Genomic DNA, 14,444 nt, shown 5'->3' on the forward strand with positions numbered 1-14,444 from the left:
GCACGGCCGTCACGGCAGTGGCTGGGGCGGGCGGGGGCCCTCGTAGTGACCGCTCGGCCGCATCCGCAGCGGGCGCTCCTGGTACTCCTCCAGCGCGTGCGCGATCCAGCCCGCCGTACGGGCCACCGCGAAGACCGTCTCCCCGGCCTCCGCCGCCATCCCGCAGGACAGGGTCAGCACCGCCAGCGCCAGGTCCACATTGGCGTGCAGCCCGCCCTGCCGGGCCGTCACCGCCGCCACCTCGCGCGCCGCGGCCAGTGCCGGAGCGGCCTGCGGGAGCCCCTCCAGCCGGGCGAACAGGGCGGTCGCCCGGGGGTCCTCGCCCCGGTACAGCCGGTGCCCGAGACCCGGCACCCGGCGCCCCGCGCGCAGGTGTTCGGCCACCACGGGCGCGGCGCCGCCCTGCTCCAGGACCTCCGCCAGCATGCGGTGGGCGAGCCGGCCCGCCGCGCCGTGCAGCGGACCCTCCAGTGCGCCTAGCCCGGCCGAGACCGCCGCGTACGGATGGGCCCGCGCCGACGCGGCCACGCGTACCGCCAGGGTGGAGGCGGCCAGATCGTGGTCGACCAGCAGCGCCAGCGCCAGGTCCAGCACCCGCAGGGCCTGCTCGTCCGGCGGCCGCGGGGTCAGCCGGGCCCACAGCTGGCGGGCCAGCGGTCCCTCGTCCAGCGGCTGCGCCGTCTGCGCCGGATCCGCTGCGGGCAGCGCGCCCGCCAGCGTCGGGATCAGGCAGCGCGCGGAGCCGAGCACCGCTTCCTCGGACAGGTCGAACCGGAGCGGATCGACGACCGCGGCGGCGGCGACGGCCACCCGCAGCCGGTCCACCGGACCGCTGTGTTCCGGCAGGGCGGCCACCGATCGCCGGGCCGCCGCCAGTGCTCCCGGGGGTGCGGTGAACCGGGCGCCGGGCACCAGGGCGCCGGTCCACAGCCACTCGGCGACCTCCTCGTAGGAGTGCCGGGAGGCCAGTTCCACGGCGTCCACGCCCCGAAGGAAGTACCGGTCGGCCTCGATGAGCGTGAGCGAGGTGCGTACGGAGAGGTCCCCGGCGGCGGGGGCCGCCGCCTCGCGCCTGCTGCGCCGGGCGAGGGCTTCCACCTCGGCCGCGTCGAAGCTGCTGCCGCGCCCGACGGCGTCGCGGCGGCTGGTGAGCTGGCCGCGGCTGACGTACGCGTACACGGTCGCCGGCTTCACCCCGAGCAGTCGCGCCGCCTCCTGGGTGCCGATCCGGCGGCCGCCGCCGTCCGCTTGGTCATTCATGACGGACACCCTACACATATTGAGTCAATCAATATTGACATCGATAGAATCCATCATGGATGGTCGATCCATGGACACCACCGACATCACGCGCGGCACCACCGCCGGCACCATCGAAGGGCCCCGCGGTCTCGCGGGAGTCGTGGTCACCGAGACCGAACTGGGTGACGTCAGGGGCCGCGAGGGCTTCTACCACTACCGCCAGTACTCGGCCGTCGAGCTCGCCGCGAGCCGGACCTTCGAGGACGTCTGGCACCTGATGTTCCGCGGCGCGCTGCCCGCCGGTCCCGCCGAACGGGCCGCCTTCGCCGCCGAGACCGCCGCCCTGCGCCCGCTGCCCGGCGCGGTACGCGAAGCCCTGCCCGCCCTCGCCCGGGCCACCGCGCCCTCCGGCCCGCTCGCAGGCCTGCGGACCGCACTCTCGCTGCTCGGCGCCTCCGCGGGCTTCCGCCCCGTCTACGACCTCGACCCCGAGCACCGGGCCCAGGACGCGCTGGCCGCCTGCGCCGCCGTACCGACCCTGCTGACCGCGCTGCACCGGCTGGGGCAGGGGCTGGAGCCCGTCGAACCGCGGGCGGACCTGCCGTACGCCGCCAACTACCTCTACATGCTCACCGGCGAGGAGCCCGACCCGGTCACCGCGCGGGCGGTCGAGCAGTACCTGGTCTCCACCGTCGACCACGGATTCAACGCCTCCACCTTCACGGCCCGGGTGATCGCCTCCACCGGCGCCGACGTCGCCGCCTGCCTCACCGGGGCGGTCGGTGCGCTCTCCGGCCCGCTGCACGGCGGCGCGCCCAGCCGGGCCCTGGACACCCTCGACGCCATCGGCACCGCCGACCGGATCGGGCCGTGGATCCGCGAGCGGGTCCTGGCGGGGGAGCGGATCATGGGCTTCGGCCACCCCGTGTACCGCACCGAGGACCCGCGCTCGCGGATGCTGCGCGGCATCGCCCAGCAGTTCGGCGGGCCGCTCGTGGACTTCGCCGTCGAGGTCGAGCGCCAGGTCGAGGAGATCCTCGCCGAGCTCAAGCCCGGCCGCGAGCTCCACACCAACGTGGAGTTCTACGCGGGCGTGGTCATGGAACTGTGCGGGATCCCGCGCGAGATGTTCACCCCCACGTTCTGCGCCGCCCGCGTCGTCGGCTGGGGTGCGAACATCCTCGAACAGGCCGCCGACCCGAAGATCATCCGACCGGCCGCGCGGTACGCCGGACCCACCCCGCCGCAGCCGGTGCCGCTGCCCGGCTGACGGAGGCTGGCTACGATCGACCGGGTGAACAGCAGGCAGCCCATCCCCGTCGTCGTCCTCTCCGGATTCCTCGGATCCGGCAAGACCACCGTCCTCAACCACCTCCTCGGCAACAGGGGAGGCACCCGCATCGGGGTCGTCGTCAACGACTTCGGCACCATCGAGATCGACGCCATGTCGGTTGCCGGGCAGCTCGGCGACTCGATGCTCTCCCTCGGCGGCGGCTGCCTGTGCTGCGCCGTCGACGGCAGCGAGCTGGACGCGTACCTGGAGAAGCTGGCCGCTCCCGCCCACCGGATCGACGTGATCGTCATCGAGGCGAGCGGGCTGGCCGAACCCCAGGAAATGATCCGGATGCTGATGGCCAGCGAGAACCCGGACGTCCGCTACGGCGGCACGGTGCAGGTCGTGGACGCCGCGGAGTTCGACGCGACCCGGGCCAGGCACCCGGAGACCGACCGCCACCTCGCCGTCGCGGACCTGGTGGTGCTCAACAAGACCGACCGGGTGGACGAAGCCGAACGGGCCCGGATCGAGGCGCGGCTCGCCGAACTCTGCGCCCCCGGCATCCCGGTCGTGGGGGCCGAGCACGGGCGGATCGACCCGGAGCTGCTCTTCGACCGCCGCCCCTGGACCGAGACCCGCGGCCAGCTCTCCTTCGAGGACCTGCTCGCGCAGGACCAGGCCCAGGGCCAGGACCAGGACGAGGGTGCATGCGCCCACGTGCACGCTGCGTACGAGAGCACGGAGTTCGTGTCCGAGCAGGCGCTGAGCCCACGACGGTTCATCGACTTCCTCGACCGCCGCCCCGCCGGGCTCTACCGGATCAAGGGCTTCGTCTGGTTCGGCGTCCCCGGGCACGACGAGCGCTACGAGGTCCACGCGGTCGGCCGGTTCCTCCGCTTCGCCCCGCAGCCCTGGGGGCGGGGCGAAGCACGCCTGACCCAGCTGGTCCTGATCGGCGCCGGCACCGACGGGCCCGGGCTGCTCGCGGAGCTGGCGGCCTGCCGCGAACCGGCCCCGCAGGAGGCGCGCCCCGAGAGCATGTGGGGCGTCCTGCGCTACGTGGCCCGCCCCGCGGCGGAGTCGGAGGCGGAGGCGGACGGGCCCGGGTCCGCCGAGGCGGACGGCTTCTGAGGGACGTCGCCGTCAGTCCCGGCCGAGCACGGCCAGGAACGCCTCCCCCGTGGGGGCGACGACGACCGCGTCCTGCCGCAGCGGCGGGGGGAGGTGGGGCCGCGCGTCCTCGTCGAGGATCAGCGTCACGTCGTCCTGGGGCACGAACGAGGCCGAGAGTTCGGCGGTGAGCCGGGCGAGCAGACCGAACACGGCGCCGACGCCGACGTGCGTGAACGTCACGTTCGTCAGGCCGTCCTGCGGGTGCGCACGGAAGTAGACGTCCGCCCGCCCGCCGTCCTCGGCACGGAGCTGAACGAATCCGAGCTCGGGATCGCGCGCCGTCACGTACGGCCCGATCACCCGCAGGAACCGTTCGGCGTCCAGCGCGGCGACCTCGCCGTCCACGAACCGCATCAGGTAGAAGCTGTAACTCACGGTCCCACCCCCGTCCCCGCCCCCGTCCCACCCCGGTACGGCGCACCGGGCCGCCGGCCGCGCCGACCCTAGGCGACCTCGACCCCGTACTCCCGCAGCAGGTCCTCCAGTCCGCCGCGGTAGCCCTTGCCGCCGATCACGAAGTCCCAGTCGCCGTTGGCCCGGCGCCGGAACGAACCGAGGACCAGCGCGGTCTCACCGGCCCGCCCGTCGGAGACCTCCAGGGTGCCGAGTTCCTCGCCGCCGGCGGACAGCAGGCGGATGCGGGCGTCGGTGAACCCGCCGAGGTCGGCGTGGGGATCGGCCTCCGGATCGATCGCGGCGACGAGGACCAGCCGGTCGGCCGACGGCGGCAGGGCGTCGAAGGAGACCTCCAGCGCCGCCTTGTCGGGTGCCGCGTGGGCGCGGGCCCGCACCGATCCGTCCGGGGTCCGCGGATTGTTGAAGAAGACGAAGTGCTCCTCGCTCAGCACCCGGTTCCCCGCGCAGACCAGCGCGCACACGTCGAGCGCGACCGCGCCCGACCAGGACATGCCGAGGACGTTGTGCTCCGCCGGGGCAGCGGGCTCCGGCTCGGCGGCGCGGCCGGGGGAGGGCGCTGCGGCTCCGCCGCCGAGCCGGCCGCGGAGCCCGTACTGGCGGAGCAGCCCGACCAGGTCCGTGCCGGGAACCAACTCCAGCGGCTTGCCGTTGGCAAAGGTGTACGACCCCGGCCCGAAGGACGCGGTGGTGACCAGCACCCCCTTGTTCGCCCCCTTGTCCTGGACCGTGCCGTACAGATCACGCACGGCCGTCGGCGGCACCGTGTTCCGGTAGCGCTTGACCTGTACGACGATCCGCCCGCCCCGGATCGGCGCCGGGTCCACCGCCTCCACGTCCACCCCGCCGTCACCTGACCGCTGCGTGGTGACCGCCTCCATGCCCATCGCCCGGAACAGCTCGGCGACCAGGTTCTCGAAGGCGATCGGGTCCATGACGAAGAGATCCGGCTCGTCCTCGTCCTCGCCGCCCGCGTGCCCGCCATGGCTGACGACGTCCCCACCGACCTCCTCGGGCCTGCGCCCGGGGCGTACCGCCGTCAGCTGGTCCGGCCGTGCCGACAACTGCCCGCCCAGTCCCGAGACCAGACAGTCCACCGCACTGACCTGCTCCAGCCGCAGCCCGGCGAAAGCACTGCGCGCAGCCGGCACGGTGGCGAGCACGAAACGGGCTTCCTGCCCGGTCACCGGATCGTGGCAGTCCACGAAGCCGTTGACCACCACCGAGTCCAGTACGCCGAACTCGTCCGCCGCGTACAGCTCGCGCACCACCAGCAGCACGCACTGCGCCAGCAGGTCCCGGTACAGGGCCCGCCGTTCCGTGACCGGGCGGGGCTTCACCTTGTCCTGGTCCGTGCTCGGCAGGTACTGCACCGCCCGGGCCTCGGGTACCACCGCGTACCCGGGCAGCTCCCAGTCCAGCACCAGCTGGCGCGCGGCCGGGTCGTAGGCGGCCGACACCTGCCGCGGCAGGGTCTCGGGCCAGGCCGTCGAGGCGTACAGGGCGGCCGAGAAGTACTCCACCGCCGCTTCCGCGTCGCCCGTGCGCAGGGCGTCGGCCAGCTCGGTGAGCCCGCTGTCGCGCTCGCGCACCCCGGCGAGCTGCTCCGCCGCCCAGCGGTCGTACTGCTGCCGGTACGCGGCCAGTTGCTGCCGGCGCTGCGCCTCCGCGGCGTTCGCGGCCTGCCAGGCCTGCGTGTACCGGGCGTGTGCTTCCCGTTCCGCCTGCGCCCGGTTGTTCGAGCCGAGCGTCCAGCCGCTGCTCTGCGCCTGGAACTCCTCGATGCGCGGCATCGGCACCGGGTGCGCCAGCGCCCCCGGGTCGAAGGGCTGGAGCTGGTCGGGCCGGGCCAGGGCGGACATCCGGAACGCCGGTGCCCGGCAGCCGGTGACCAGCAGGCCCTTGAGGGCCTCGACCTCGGCGTCGAGCTGCGCGGTACGGCGCAGGGCCTCGGCCTCGCGGTACTGGCGGTGGCTCCGGTTCGCGTCCCGTTCGTAGGCCCGTTGCCGGCGCTCGGCCTCCCGCTGCTGGACCAGCTGCGTCTGTTGCTGGCGGCGCTGTGCCTCCGCCCAGTGCCCGATCAGTCCGCTGCCCGCTCGACGGCTCATCAGCTGCGTTCTCCCCCCACCACGTCCACGGGGAAAACACTAGTCGGCATTCGGGTGGTACGTCCCCTGGGCCGCACCACCCGAATGCCCTGGTACGACTGCCCTACAGGACGGCCCCCGACAGGGCCGCGACCGACGCCGGCAGCGCCGCACCCGAGCCGTCCCGGCGCGGGTCCACCGGCGGGAGCTCGGCCGGAGTGCCGTTCGCGGACGCCGCGCGGACCGGGTTGTTGCCCGTCCAGGCCAGCACCAGCAGGTCCTCGCCCTTGAGGAAGCGCTGGCAGCGCACCCCGCCGGTGGCCCGGCCCTTGCGCGGGTACTGGTCGAAGGGGGTCAGCTTCCCGGACAGCATCGAGTCGTCCAGCGTGCCGTGCGAGCCCGCCACCGTGAACACCACGGCGTCGCGCGCCGGGTCCACGGCCGCGAAGTGGATCACCTTGGACTCACCGGTCAGCTTGATGCCCGCCATACCGCCCGCCGGGCGGCCCTGCGGGCGCACCTGGGACGCCGGGTAGCGCAGCAGCTGGGCGTCGTCGGTGACGAAGACCAGGTCCTCCTCGCCGGTGCGCAGCTCCACGGCGCCGATGATCCGGTCGCCCTCCTTGAGGGTGATGACCTCCAGCTCGTCCTTGTTCGCCGGGTAGTCCGGCACGACGCGCTTGACCACGCCCTGCTCGGTGCCCAGGGCCAGGCCCTGCGAGGACTCGTCCAGCGAGGTCAGGCAGACCACCTTCTCGTCCGGCTCCAGTCCGGACAGGAACTCCGTGACCGGGGCCCCGCCCGCCAGGTTCGGGGCGGCGTGCGTGTCCGGAAGCTGCGGCAGGTCGATCACCGAGAGCCGCAGCAGCCTGCCGAGGGAGGTGACCACGCCCACGTCGGCGCGGGCGGTGGCGGCGACCTGCGAGACGATCAGGTCGTGCTTGGCGCGGGCGCCGCCCTCCTCCTCCGGCAGCGGATCGCCGTTGGCGGTGCGCGCCAGCAGGCCGGTCGAGGACAGCAGGACGCGGCACGGGTCGTCCGCGACCTCCAGCGGAACCGCCGCCACCGCGGTGCCCGCCGACTCCAGCAGCACCGTGCGGCGCTCGGTGCCGAACTTCTTCGCCACCGCCGCCAGTTCCGAGGAGACCAGCTTGCGCAGCTCGCTGTCGGAATCCAGGATCCCGGTCAGCTCGTCGATCTCACCGGTCAGGCGGTCGCGCTCCGACTCCAGCTCGATCCGGTCGAACTTGGTGAGGCGGCGCAGCGGGGTGTCCAGGATGTACTGGGTCTGGATCTCGCTCAGCGAGAACCGCTCCATCAGCCGGGCCTTGGCCTGCGCGGAGTTCTCGCTGTCCCGGATGAGCCGGATGACCTCGTCGATGTCGATGAGCGCCACCAGCAGGCCCTCGACCAGGTGCAGGCGGTCGCGGCGCTTGGTGCGGCGGAACTCGCTGCGCCGCCGGACGACCTCGAAGCGGTGGTCCAGGTAGACCTCGAGGAGCTCCTTGAGGCCCAGGGTGAGCGGCTGCCCGTCCACCAGCGCCACGTTGTTGATGCCGAAGGACTCCTCCATCGGCGTCAGCTTGTAGAGCTGCTCCAGCACGGCCTCGGGGTGGAAGCCGTTCTTGATCTCGATGACCAGGCGCAGGCCGTGCGAGCGGTCCGTGAGGTCCTTGACGTCGGCGATGCCCTGGAGCTTCTTCGAGCCGACCAGGTCCTTGATCTTCGCGATGACCTTCTCGGGGCCGACCGTGAAGGGCAGTTCGGTGACGACCAGGCCCTTGCGGCGCGGCGTCACGTTCTCCACGGCCACGGTCGCACGGATCTTGAAGGTGCCGCGGCCGTTCTCGTAGGCGTCCTTGATGCCGGAGAGGCCCACGATCCGGCCGCCGGTGGGCAGGTCGGGCCCGGGCACGAAGCGCATCAGCGCCTCCAGGTCCGCCTGCGGGTGGCGGATCAGGTGGCGGGCGGCCGCGATGACCTCGCCGAGGTTGTGCGGCGGCATGTTGGTCGCCATGCCGACGGCGATCCCGGAAGCGCCGTTGACCAGCAGGTTCGGGTACGCCGCGGGCAGGGCGACGGGCTCGCGCTCCTGGCCGTCGTAGTTGGCGGTGAAGTCGACGGTGTCCTCGTCGATCGACTCCGTCATCAGTGACGTGGCGTCGGCCATGCGGCACTCGGTGTAACGCATCGCGGCCGGCGGGTCGTCGTTGCCGAGCGAACCGAAGTTGCCGTGGCCGTCGACGAGCGGCAGCCGCATGGAGAAGGGCTGGGCCATGCGCACGAGCGCGTCGTAGATCGACGCGTCGCCGTGCGGGTGGAGCTTGCCCATGACCTCGCCCACGACGCGGGCGCACTTCACGTAGCCGCGGTCGGGGCGCAGGCCCATCTCGTTCATCTGGTAGACGATGCGCCGGTGGACCGGCTTCATGCCGTCCCGGGCGTCGGGAAGGGCGCGGGAGTAGATCACCGAGTACGCGTACTCGAGGAAGGAGCCCTGCATTTCGTCGACGACGTCGATGTCGAGGATCTTCTCCTCGAAATCCTCCGGCGGCGGGGTCTTCGTGCTGCGGCGGGCCATCGCTGCGCGGCTCCTTAACCAAGAAAGGGGTGTGCTGGGGGTCTGGCGGGTCGTGCCGGGTCCGGCGGGATCCGGCTGGGTCTGGCGGGTGTCCGACAGGGGTGGTGCGGACCATTGTGGCCCCAGGCACCGACAACGCGGACTCCGACCCAGGTCTGAGCCGGGAACTTATCCGGCGGCCGACGCGCTTGCATACAGTGGCAGGTCTGACAGAAATCTCTGCATCGCGATCGAAGGGACCACATGCCCATGGGTCACACGGCCACAGCTCAGGCCGGCTCCGGCGGCCTGACAGCGACCGAGCACCGGCTGGCCAACGGCCTGCGCGTGGTGCTTTCCGAGGACCACCTGACCCCGGTCGCCGCGGTCTGCCTCTGGTACGACGTCGGCTCGCGCCACGAAGTCAAGGGACGTACCGGCCTGGCTCACCTCTTCGAGCACCTGATGTTCCAGGGCTCGGCGAGCGTACCCGGCAACGGGCACTTCGAGCTGGTCCAGGGGGCCGGCGGTTCCCTCAACGGCACCACCAGCTTCGAGCGCACCAACTACTTCGAGACCATGCCCACCCACCAGCTCGAGCTTGCGCTCTGGCTGGAAGCGGACCGCATGGGCTCGCTGCTGGCCGCCCTGGACGAGGAGTCCATGGAGAACCAGCGCGACGTCGTCAAGAACGAGCGCCGCCAGCGGTACGACAACGTCCCGTACGGCACGGCCTTCGAGAAGCTGACCGCCCTCGCGTACCCCGAGGGCCACCCGTACCACCACACCCCGATCGGCTCCATGGCCGACCTGGACGCCGCCTCCCTGGAGGACGCGCGGACCTTCTTCCGCACGTACTACGCGCCCAACAACGCGGTGCTGTCGGTCGTCGGCGACATCGACCCCGAGCAGACGCTCGCCTGGGTCGAGAAGTACTTCGGCACCATCCCCGCGCACGACGGCAAGCAGCCGCCCCGCGACGGCTCCCTGCCCGAGACCATCGGGGAGCAGCTGCGCGAGGAGATCGTCGAGGAGGTCCCGGCGCGCGCGCTGATGGCCGCCTACCGGCTCCCGCACGACGGCACCCGCGAGTGCGACGCCGCGGACGTGGCGCTGACCATCCTGGGCGGCGGCGAGTCCTCGCTGCTCCACAACCGCCTGGTACGCCGCGACCAGACGGCCGTCGCGGCAGGCTTCGGCATGCTGCGCCTCGCCGGCGCGCCTTCGCTGGGCTGGCTCGACGTCAAGACCTCCAGCGGCGTCGAGATCCCCGCCATCGAGGCGGCCGTGGACGAGGAGCTCGCGCGCTTCGCCGCCGAGGGCCCGACGGCCGAGGAGATGGAGCGCGCCCAGGCGCAGCTGGAGCGGGAGTGGCTGGACCGGCTCAGCACGGTCTCCGGCCGCGCCGACGAACTGTGCCGCTTCGCTGTCCTGTTCGGTGACCCGCAGCTGGCCCTGACCGCCGTCCAGCGCGTCCTCGACATCACCGCCGAGGAGGTGCAGGCCGTGGCCGCGGCCCGGCTGCGCCCGGACAACCGCGCGGTGCTCGTCTACGAACCGCTGGCCGCGCCCGACGAAGAGGCCGCCGAGAACGCCGCGAACACCGAGAACGAGGGGGCGGAGCAGTGAGCGACACCGCAGCCGTCACGATGACCTTCCACCCGCAGCCGCAGGCGGGCGAGCCGCAGCCGTGGGCCTTCCCGGCGCCCGAGCGCGGGGTCCTGGCCAACGGCCTCACCCTCCTGCGCTGCCACCGCCCCGGCCAGCAGGTGGTGGCCGTCGAGATCAACCTCGCGGCCCCGCTGGACGCCGAGCCGGAGGGCCTGGACGGGGTGGCGACCATCATGTCCCGGGCGCTGTCCGAGGGCACCGACAAGCACTCCGCCGAGGAGTTCGCCGCCGAGCTGGAGCGCTGCGGCGCCACGCTGGACGCGCACGCCGACCACCCGGGCGTACGGGTCTCCCTGGAGGTCCCGGCCTCCCGGCTGGCCAAGGCGCTCGGCCTGCTCGCCGAGGCCCTGCGCGCCCCGGCCTTCGCGGACGACGAGGTCGACCGCCTGGTGCGCAACCGGCTCGACGAGATCCCGCACGAGCTGGCCAACCCGCAGCGCCGCGCCGCCAAGCAGCTCTCCAAGGAGCTCTTCCCGGCCGGCCTGCGCATGTCCCGCCCGCGCCAGGGGACCGAGGAGACGGTCTCCCGCATCGACTCCACGGCCGTACGCGCCTTCTACGAGGCCCACGTACGCCCCGCCACCGCCACCGCGGTGGTCGTCGGGGACCTGACCGGGATCGACCTCGACGCGGTCCTCGCGGACACCCTGGGGGCCTGGACCGGCAATTCCGCCGAGCCGCTCCCGGTGCCGCCGGTGACCGCCGACGACACCGGCCGGGTCGTCATCGTGGACCGGCCCGGCGCGGTCCAGACGCAGCTGCTGATCGGCCGGATCGGCGCGGACCGGCACGACCGGGTCTGGGCGCCCCAGGTGCTCGGCACGTACTGCCTCGGCGGCACCCTCACCTCCCGGCTGGACAAGGTCCTGCGCGAGGAGAAGGGCTACACGTACGGCGTGCGCGCCTTCGGGCAGGTCCTGCGCTCCACCGCCGACGGCAAGGGCGCCTCGATGCTGGCCATCAGCGGCTCGGTGGACACGCCCAACACGGGCCCGGCGCTGGAGGACCTCTGGAAGGTGCTGCGCACCCTCGCCGAGGGCGGTCTGACGGACGCGGAACGGGACGTGGCGGTGCAGAACTTGGTGGGCGTGGCCCCGCTGAAGTTCGAGACGGCGGCCTCGGTCGCCGGGACCCTCGCCGACCAGGTCGAGCAGGAGCTCCCGGACGACTACCAGGCGCAGTTGTACGCCCGGCTCGCCGAAACGGGCACGGTGGAGGCGACTTCGGCGGTCGTGAAGGCCTTCCCGGTGGACCGGCTGGTCACGATCCTCGTGGGTGACGCGGCGCAGATCGAGGAGCCCGTCCGGGCCCTGGGCATCGGCGAAGTGAGCGTCGTCACCAACTGACGCATTCCGAAGGGGCTCTGGCGGATTGTTCGCCAGGGCCCCTTTTGTCCGTTTAGTGGTGAGGTTGCTTGTATGTGGTGTGGCGTACGCAACAAAAAGGCGCGTCTGTTTGGCGATTGACTGATGATCCGCCTAGCGTCAGCCGTGCTGTTCGTCAGTTGTACCCGCCGCATCCGCGGCACCGGACAGCGATCGCCGAGTCCCCGTCAGGCGCGAGCCTGGGGAGCCGGGGACCCACATCAGTCCCTGGGGTGAATCGGACCGCCTCGCAAGAGGAGGCCCGTAGGAGACCTTCCTGCTCCGAACCCGTCAGCTAACCCGGTAGGCGAGAAGGAAGGAAAGGATCAACCCCTTCATGGCGTTTGGCAGTCGTCCCGCCGGTTCCGGTAAGCACCGTGGCTCCAGCCGTCTGAGCCGCAAGACCGCCGGCTACGCCGGTATCGCCGCCCTCGCCACCACTGGCGTCGTGGGCAGCCTCGCGGGTCCGGCCTTCGCCGCGGACACCGCCGACAACTCCGCCCAGGACAATGCGCTCGGCGCCGTCGTCGTGGCCGAGGAACTCGCCGGTGACATCGAGGACCAGGCCGAGTCCCAGCAGCGCGCCGCCGAGCACGCCGCGGCCAAGGCCCAGGCCGAGGCCGACGCGAAGCAGCGGGCCTCCGAGTCCAAGCGCCTCGCCGAGGCCAAGGCGAAGGCCGAGCGCGAGGCCGCCGAGCGTGCGGCCCGCGAGGAGGAGCGCAAGCGCCTCAACACCTTCGTCGCCCCCGTCGGCGGCGGCATCAGCACGCAGTACCACGCGGGCGGCGGCATGTGGTCCTCCGGCAGCCACACCGGCATCGACTTCCGCGCCCCCTCCGGCACCTCGGTCCACGCGGTGGGCCTGGGCACCGTCGTCGAGGCGGGCTGGGGCGGCGCCTACGGCAACAACGTCGTCATCAAGCACAACGACGGCACCTACACCCAGTACGGGCACATGACCTCGCTGAGCGTCTCGGTCGGCCAGCAGGTCACCCCGGGCCAGCAGATCGGCCTGTCGGGCTCCACCGGCAACTCCAGCGGCCCGCACCTGCACTTCGAGGCCCGTACCGGCGCCGACTACGGCTCGGACATCGACCCGGTCGCGTACCTGCGCTCGCACGGCGTCAGCCTCTGATCCACGGCTTCACCGAAGACCCCGGCTCCCCGAGCCGGGGTCTTCGCGTTGTGCCCCGGCGGTAAATGTTTCGGATTTCCGGCCGCTCTCGGAAATTATCGTGTGTTGCAATAGAGTCGCAGCACCCACTGGTGTGTTCCATGGCGACGGCAGTCGAAATAAGGCGGAGGTCCGGTCTTGCGTATTCCTGCGCACGCGGTATGCACGGCAATTCGCGACGACATCGTCTCCGGGGTCTTCGAGCCGGGCGGCAGACTGACCGAAGAGGTGCTGGCCCGGCGCTACGGCGTCTCGCGGGTCCCCGTGCGCGAAGCCCTGCGCACCCTGGAGTCCGAAGGGTTCGTCACCACCCGCCGCCACGCGGGCGCCTGCGTGGCCGAGCCGACCGGGCAGGAGGCGGCCGACCTCCTGGAGCTGCGGATGCTGCTGGAGCCCCTGGCGGCCGCCAGGGCCGCCCGGCGGCGCACCGAGGCCCACCTCAAGGTGCTGCGCGGGCTGGTCCGGCTGGGCCAGGAGCGGGCCAGGCGGGGCCAGGGGGAGGACCTGCGCTCCCTGGGCAGCTGGTTCCACGAGACGCTGGCACAGGCCTCGGGGAGCCCCGGGCTGATCGCCCTGCTCACCCAGATGCGCCACAAGATCGCGTGGATGTACGTGGTGGGGGCCCCTGAGCGGCCCGCGGAGTCCTGGGCGGAGCACGGCGCGATCGTGGACGCGGTCGCGCGCGGGGACGCCGAGCGGGCCCGGTTGCTGACCGCACTGCACGCCGAACGGGCGGCGGGGGTGCACCGGCTGCGGCAGCGGCCGGCGGTGAGCACTTCGCAACCTGCCGTAAACATGTCGAGCGGCCGGCATTAACAGGAGCCGTATACAAAGGACCGGTATCGGATCCGTGAATTCGCCGCGCGCCGGCCTCCTGCTGAATCCCGCCGAATCCGGCTGAATTCCGCTGTGCTGAATTCAGCCGGATATCGGTGACGCGCGGCCGCATTCCGTCCGCGCCCGGAAAACGCCGAAGCCGTGACCCCCGGCGGACCGGGAACCACGGCTTCGGTGAACCCGAAGGGTCAGACGGTCTCGGGGAGCTCGTCGAGACCTTCGGCGACCAGCTTGGCGAGGCGGTCCAGCGCGGCCTCCGCGCCCTCGGCCTCGGAGGCGAGGACGATCTCCTCGCCGCCCTGGGCGCCCAGGCCCAGGACCGCCAGCATGGAAGCGGCGTTGACGGGGTCGCCGCCCGTCTTCGCGATGGTCACCGGGACGCCGGAAGCGGTCGTCGCGCGGACGAAGATCGAGGCGGGACGAGCGTGCAGGCCCTCGGCCCAGCCGACGTTGACGCGGCGCTCTGCCATGGTGATGCCCTTCAGGTTCTTACGGTTGTCTAGACCAGTCTCTCACGACGCCCTGAATGCTCCGACCGACCTTCGGCCCGGATCTTCCGCCGTTCGACCTTCCCCAGCTTGCACTGATTTGCCCCGGCTCGCCCTCTGCGCCGCGCCAGGGTCACGCGGCGCGGGGACCGCCTAAG

At 72.4% G+C, this 14,444-nt stretch carries 11 protein-coding genes and 1 riboswitch; of the genes, 6 read left to right on the forward strand and 5 right to left on the reverse strand.

The features are described from left to right. Positions 1-9: 9 nt before the first annotated feature. Positions 10-1,260: a citrate synthase gene (locus IO30_RS0112735; protein ID WP_031142389.1), complete on the reverse strand. Its 1,251-nt coding sequence runs from the start codon at positions 1,258-1,260 to the stop codon at positions 10-12. A 70-nt stretch (positions 1,261-1,330) separates the two neighbouring features. Here IO30_RS0112735 and IO30_RS0112740 point away from each other — a divergent pair, with 70 nt between their 5' ends. Together IO30_RS0112740 and IO30_RS0112745 are read left to right on the forward strand one after the other, a co-directional pair. Beyond that, positions 1,331-2,512, forward strand: a complete 1,182-nt coding sequence (locus IO30_RS0112740) for a citrate synthase/methylcitrate synthase (RefSeq protein WP_037893886.1) — start codon at positions 1,331-1,333, stop codon at positions 2,510-2,512. 24 nt (positions 2,513-2,536) lie between these two features. Next, entirely contained in the window at positions 2,537-3,649 is a 1,113-nt protein-coding gene (locus tag IO30_RS0112745) for a CobW family GTP-binding protein (RefSeq protein ID WP_031142393.1), read from the forward strand. 12 nt (positions 3,650-3,661) lie between these two features. Here IO30_RS0112745 and IO30_RS0112750 read toward each other — a convergent pair whose 3' ends face one another. The 3 genes from IO30_RS0112750 to IO30_RS0112760 form a co-directional block, all read right to left on the reverse strand. After that, a complete protein-coding gene (locus IO30_RS0112750; protein ID WP_031142395.1) occupies positions 3,662-4,066 on the reverse strand; it encodes a hypothetical protein in 405 nt (134 codons plus the stop codon). 68 nt (positions 4,067-4,134) lie between these two features. Next, positions 4,135-6,213: a restriction endonuclease gene (locus IO30_RS0112755; RefSeq protein WP_031142397.1), complete on the reverse strand. Its 2,079-nt coding sequence runs from the start codon at positions 6,211-6,213 to the stop codon at positions 4,135-4,137. A gap of 103 nt (positions 6,214-6,316) precedes the next feature. Then, positions 6,317-8,773, reverse strand: a complete 2,457-nt coding sequence (locus tag IO30_RS0112760) for a DNA gyrase/topoisomerase IV subunit A (RefSeq protein ID WP_031142399.1) — start codon at positions 8,771-8,773, stop codon at positions 6,317-6,319. 249 nt (positions 8,774-9,022) lie between these two features. Here IO30_RS0112760 and IO30_RS0112765 point away from each other — a divergent pair, with 249 nt between their 5' ends. From IO30_RS0112765 to IO30_RS0112780, 4 genes are all read left to right on the forward strand, one after another. After that, positions 9,023-10,381 (forward strand): M16 family metallopeptidase, encoded by a 1,359-nt coding sequence (locus IO30_RS0112765; RefSeq protein WP_031142401.1) that lies wholly within the window; start codon positions 9,023-9,025, stop codon positions 10,379-10,381. Positions 10,382-10,401: 20 nt separating this feature from the next. Then, positions 10,402-11,769 carry a M16 family metallopeptidase gene (locus IO30_RS0112770; RefSeq protein WP_031142403.1) on the forward strand — a complete coding sequence of 456 codons (1,368 nt, stop codon included), beginning with the start codon at positions 10,402-10,404 and terminating at the stop codon, positions 11,767-11,769. A gap of 183 nt (positions 11,770-11,952) precedes the next feature. Then, positions 11,953-12,111, forward strand: a riboswitch (cyclic di-AMP (ydaO/yuaA leader). Positions 12,112-12,124: 13 nt separating this feature from the next. Further along, positions 12,125-12,922, forward strand: coding sequence for a M23 family metallopeptidase (locus tag IO30_RS0112775; RefSeq protein ID WP_031142405.1), 798 nt, complete (start codon positions 12,125-12,127; stop codon positions 12,920-12,922). A gap of 177 nt (positions 12,923-13,099) precedes the next feature. Next, entirely contained in the window at positions 13,100-13,777 is a 678-nt protein-coding gene (locus IO30_RS0112780) for a GntR family transcriptional regulator (protein ID WP_031142407.1), read from the forward strand. A gap of 209 nt (positions 13,778-13,986) precedes the next feature. Here IO30_RS0112780 and IO30_RS0112785 read toward each other — a convergent pair whose 3' ends face one another. After that, entirely contained in the window at positions 13,987-14,268 is a 282-nt protein-coding gene (locus tag IO30_RS0112785; RefSeq protein ID WP_031142409.1) for an HPr family phosphocarrier protein, read from the reverse strand. Positions 14,269-14,444 lie beyond the last annotated feature (176 nt).

It is taken from the genome of Streptomyces xanthophaeus (assembly GCF_000725805.1).
Classification (GTDB): domain Bacteria; phylum Actinomycetota; class Actinomycetes; order Streptomycetales; family Streptomycetaceae; genus Streptomyces; species Streptomyces xanthophaeus.

Bases quoted from the DNA above. Each gene is read 5' to 3' on its own strand.
- IO30_RS0112765 (WP_031142401.1), top strand. From the start codon at position 9,023: ATGGGTCACACGGCCACAGCTCAGGCCGGCTCCGGCGGCCTGACAGCG.
- IO30_RS0112735 (WP_031142389.1), bottom strand. From the start codon at position 1,260: ATGAATGACCAAGCGGACGGCGGCGGCCGCCGGATCGGCACCCAGGAG.
- IO30_RS0112740 (WP_037893886.1), top strand. From the start codon at position 1,331: ATGGACACCACCGACATCACGCGCGGCACCACCGCCGGCACCATCGAA.
- IO30_RS0112755 (WP_031142397.1), bottom strand. From the start codon at position 6,213: ATGAGCCGTCGAGCGGGCAGCGGACTGATCGGGCACTGGGCGGAGGCA.
- IO30_RS0112770 (WP_031142403.1), top strand. From the start codon at position 10,402: ATGACCTTCCACCCGCAGCCGCAGGCGGGCGAGCCGCAGCCGTGGGCC.
- IO30_RS0112775 (WP_031142405.1), top strand. From the start codon at position 12,125: ATGGCGTTTGGCAGTCGTCCCGCCGGTTCCGGTAAGCACCGTGGCTCC.
- IO30_RS0112785 (WP_031142409.1), bottom strand. From the start codon at position 14,268: ATGGCAGAGCGCCGCGTCAACGTCGGCTGGGCCGAGGGCCTGCACGCT.
- IO30_RS0112760 (WP_031142399.1), bottom strand. From the start codon at position 8,773: ATGGCCCGCCGCAGCACGAAGACCCCGCCGCCGGAGGATTTCGAGGAG.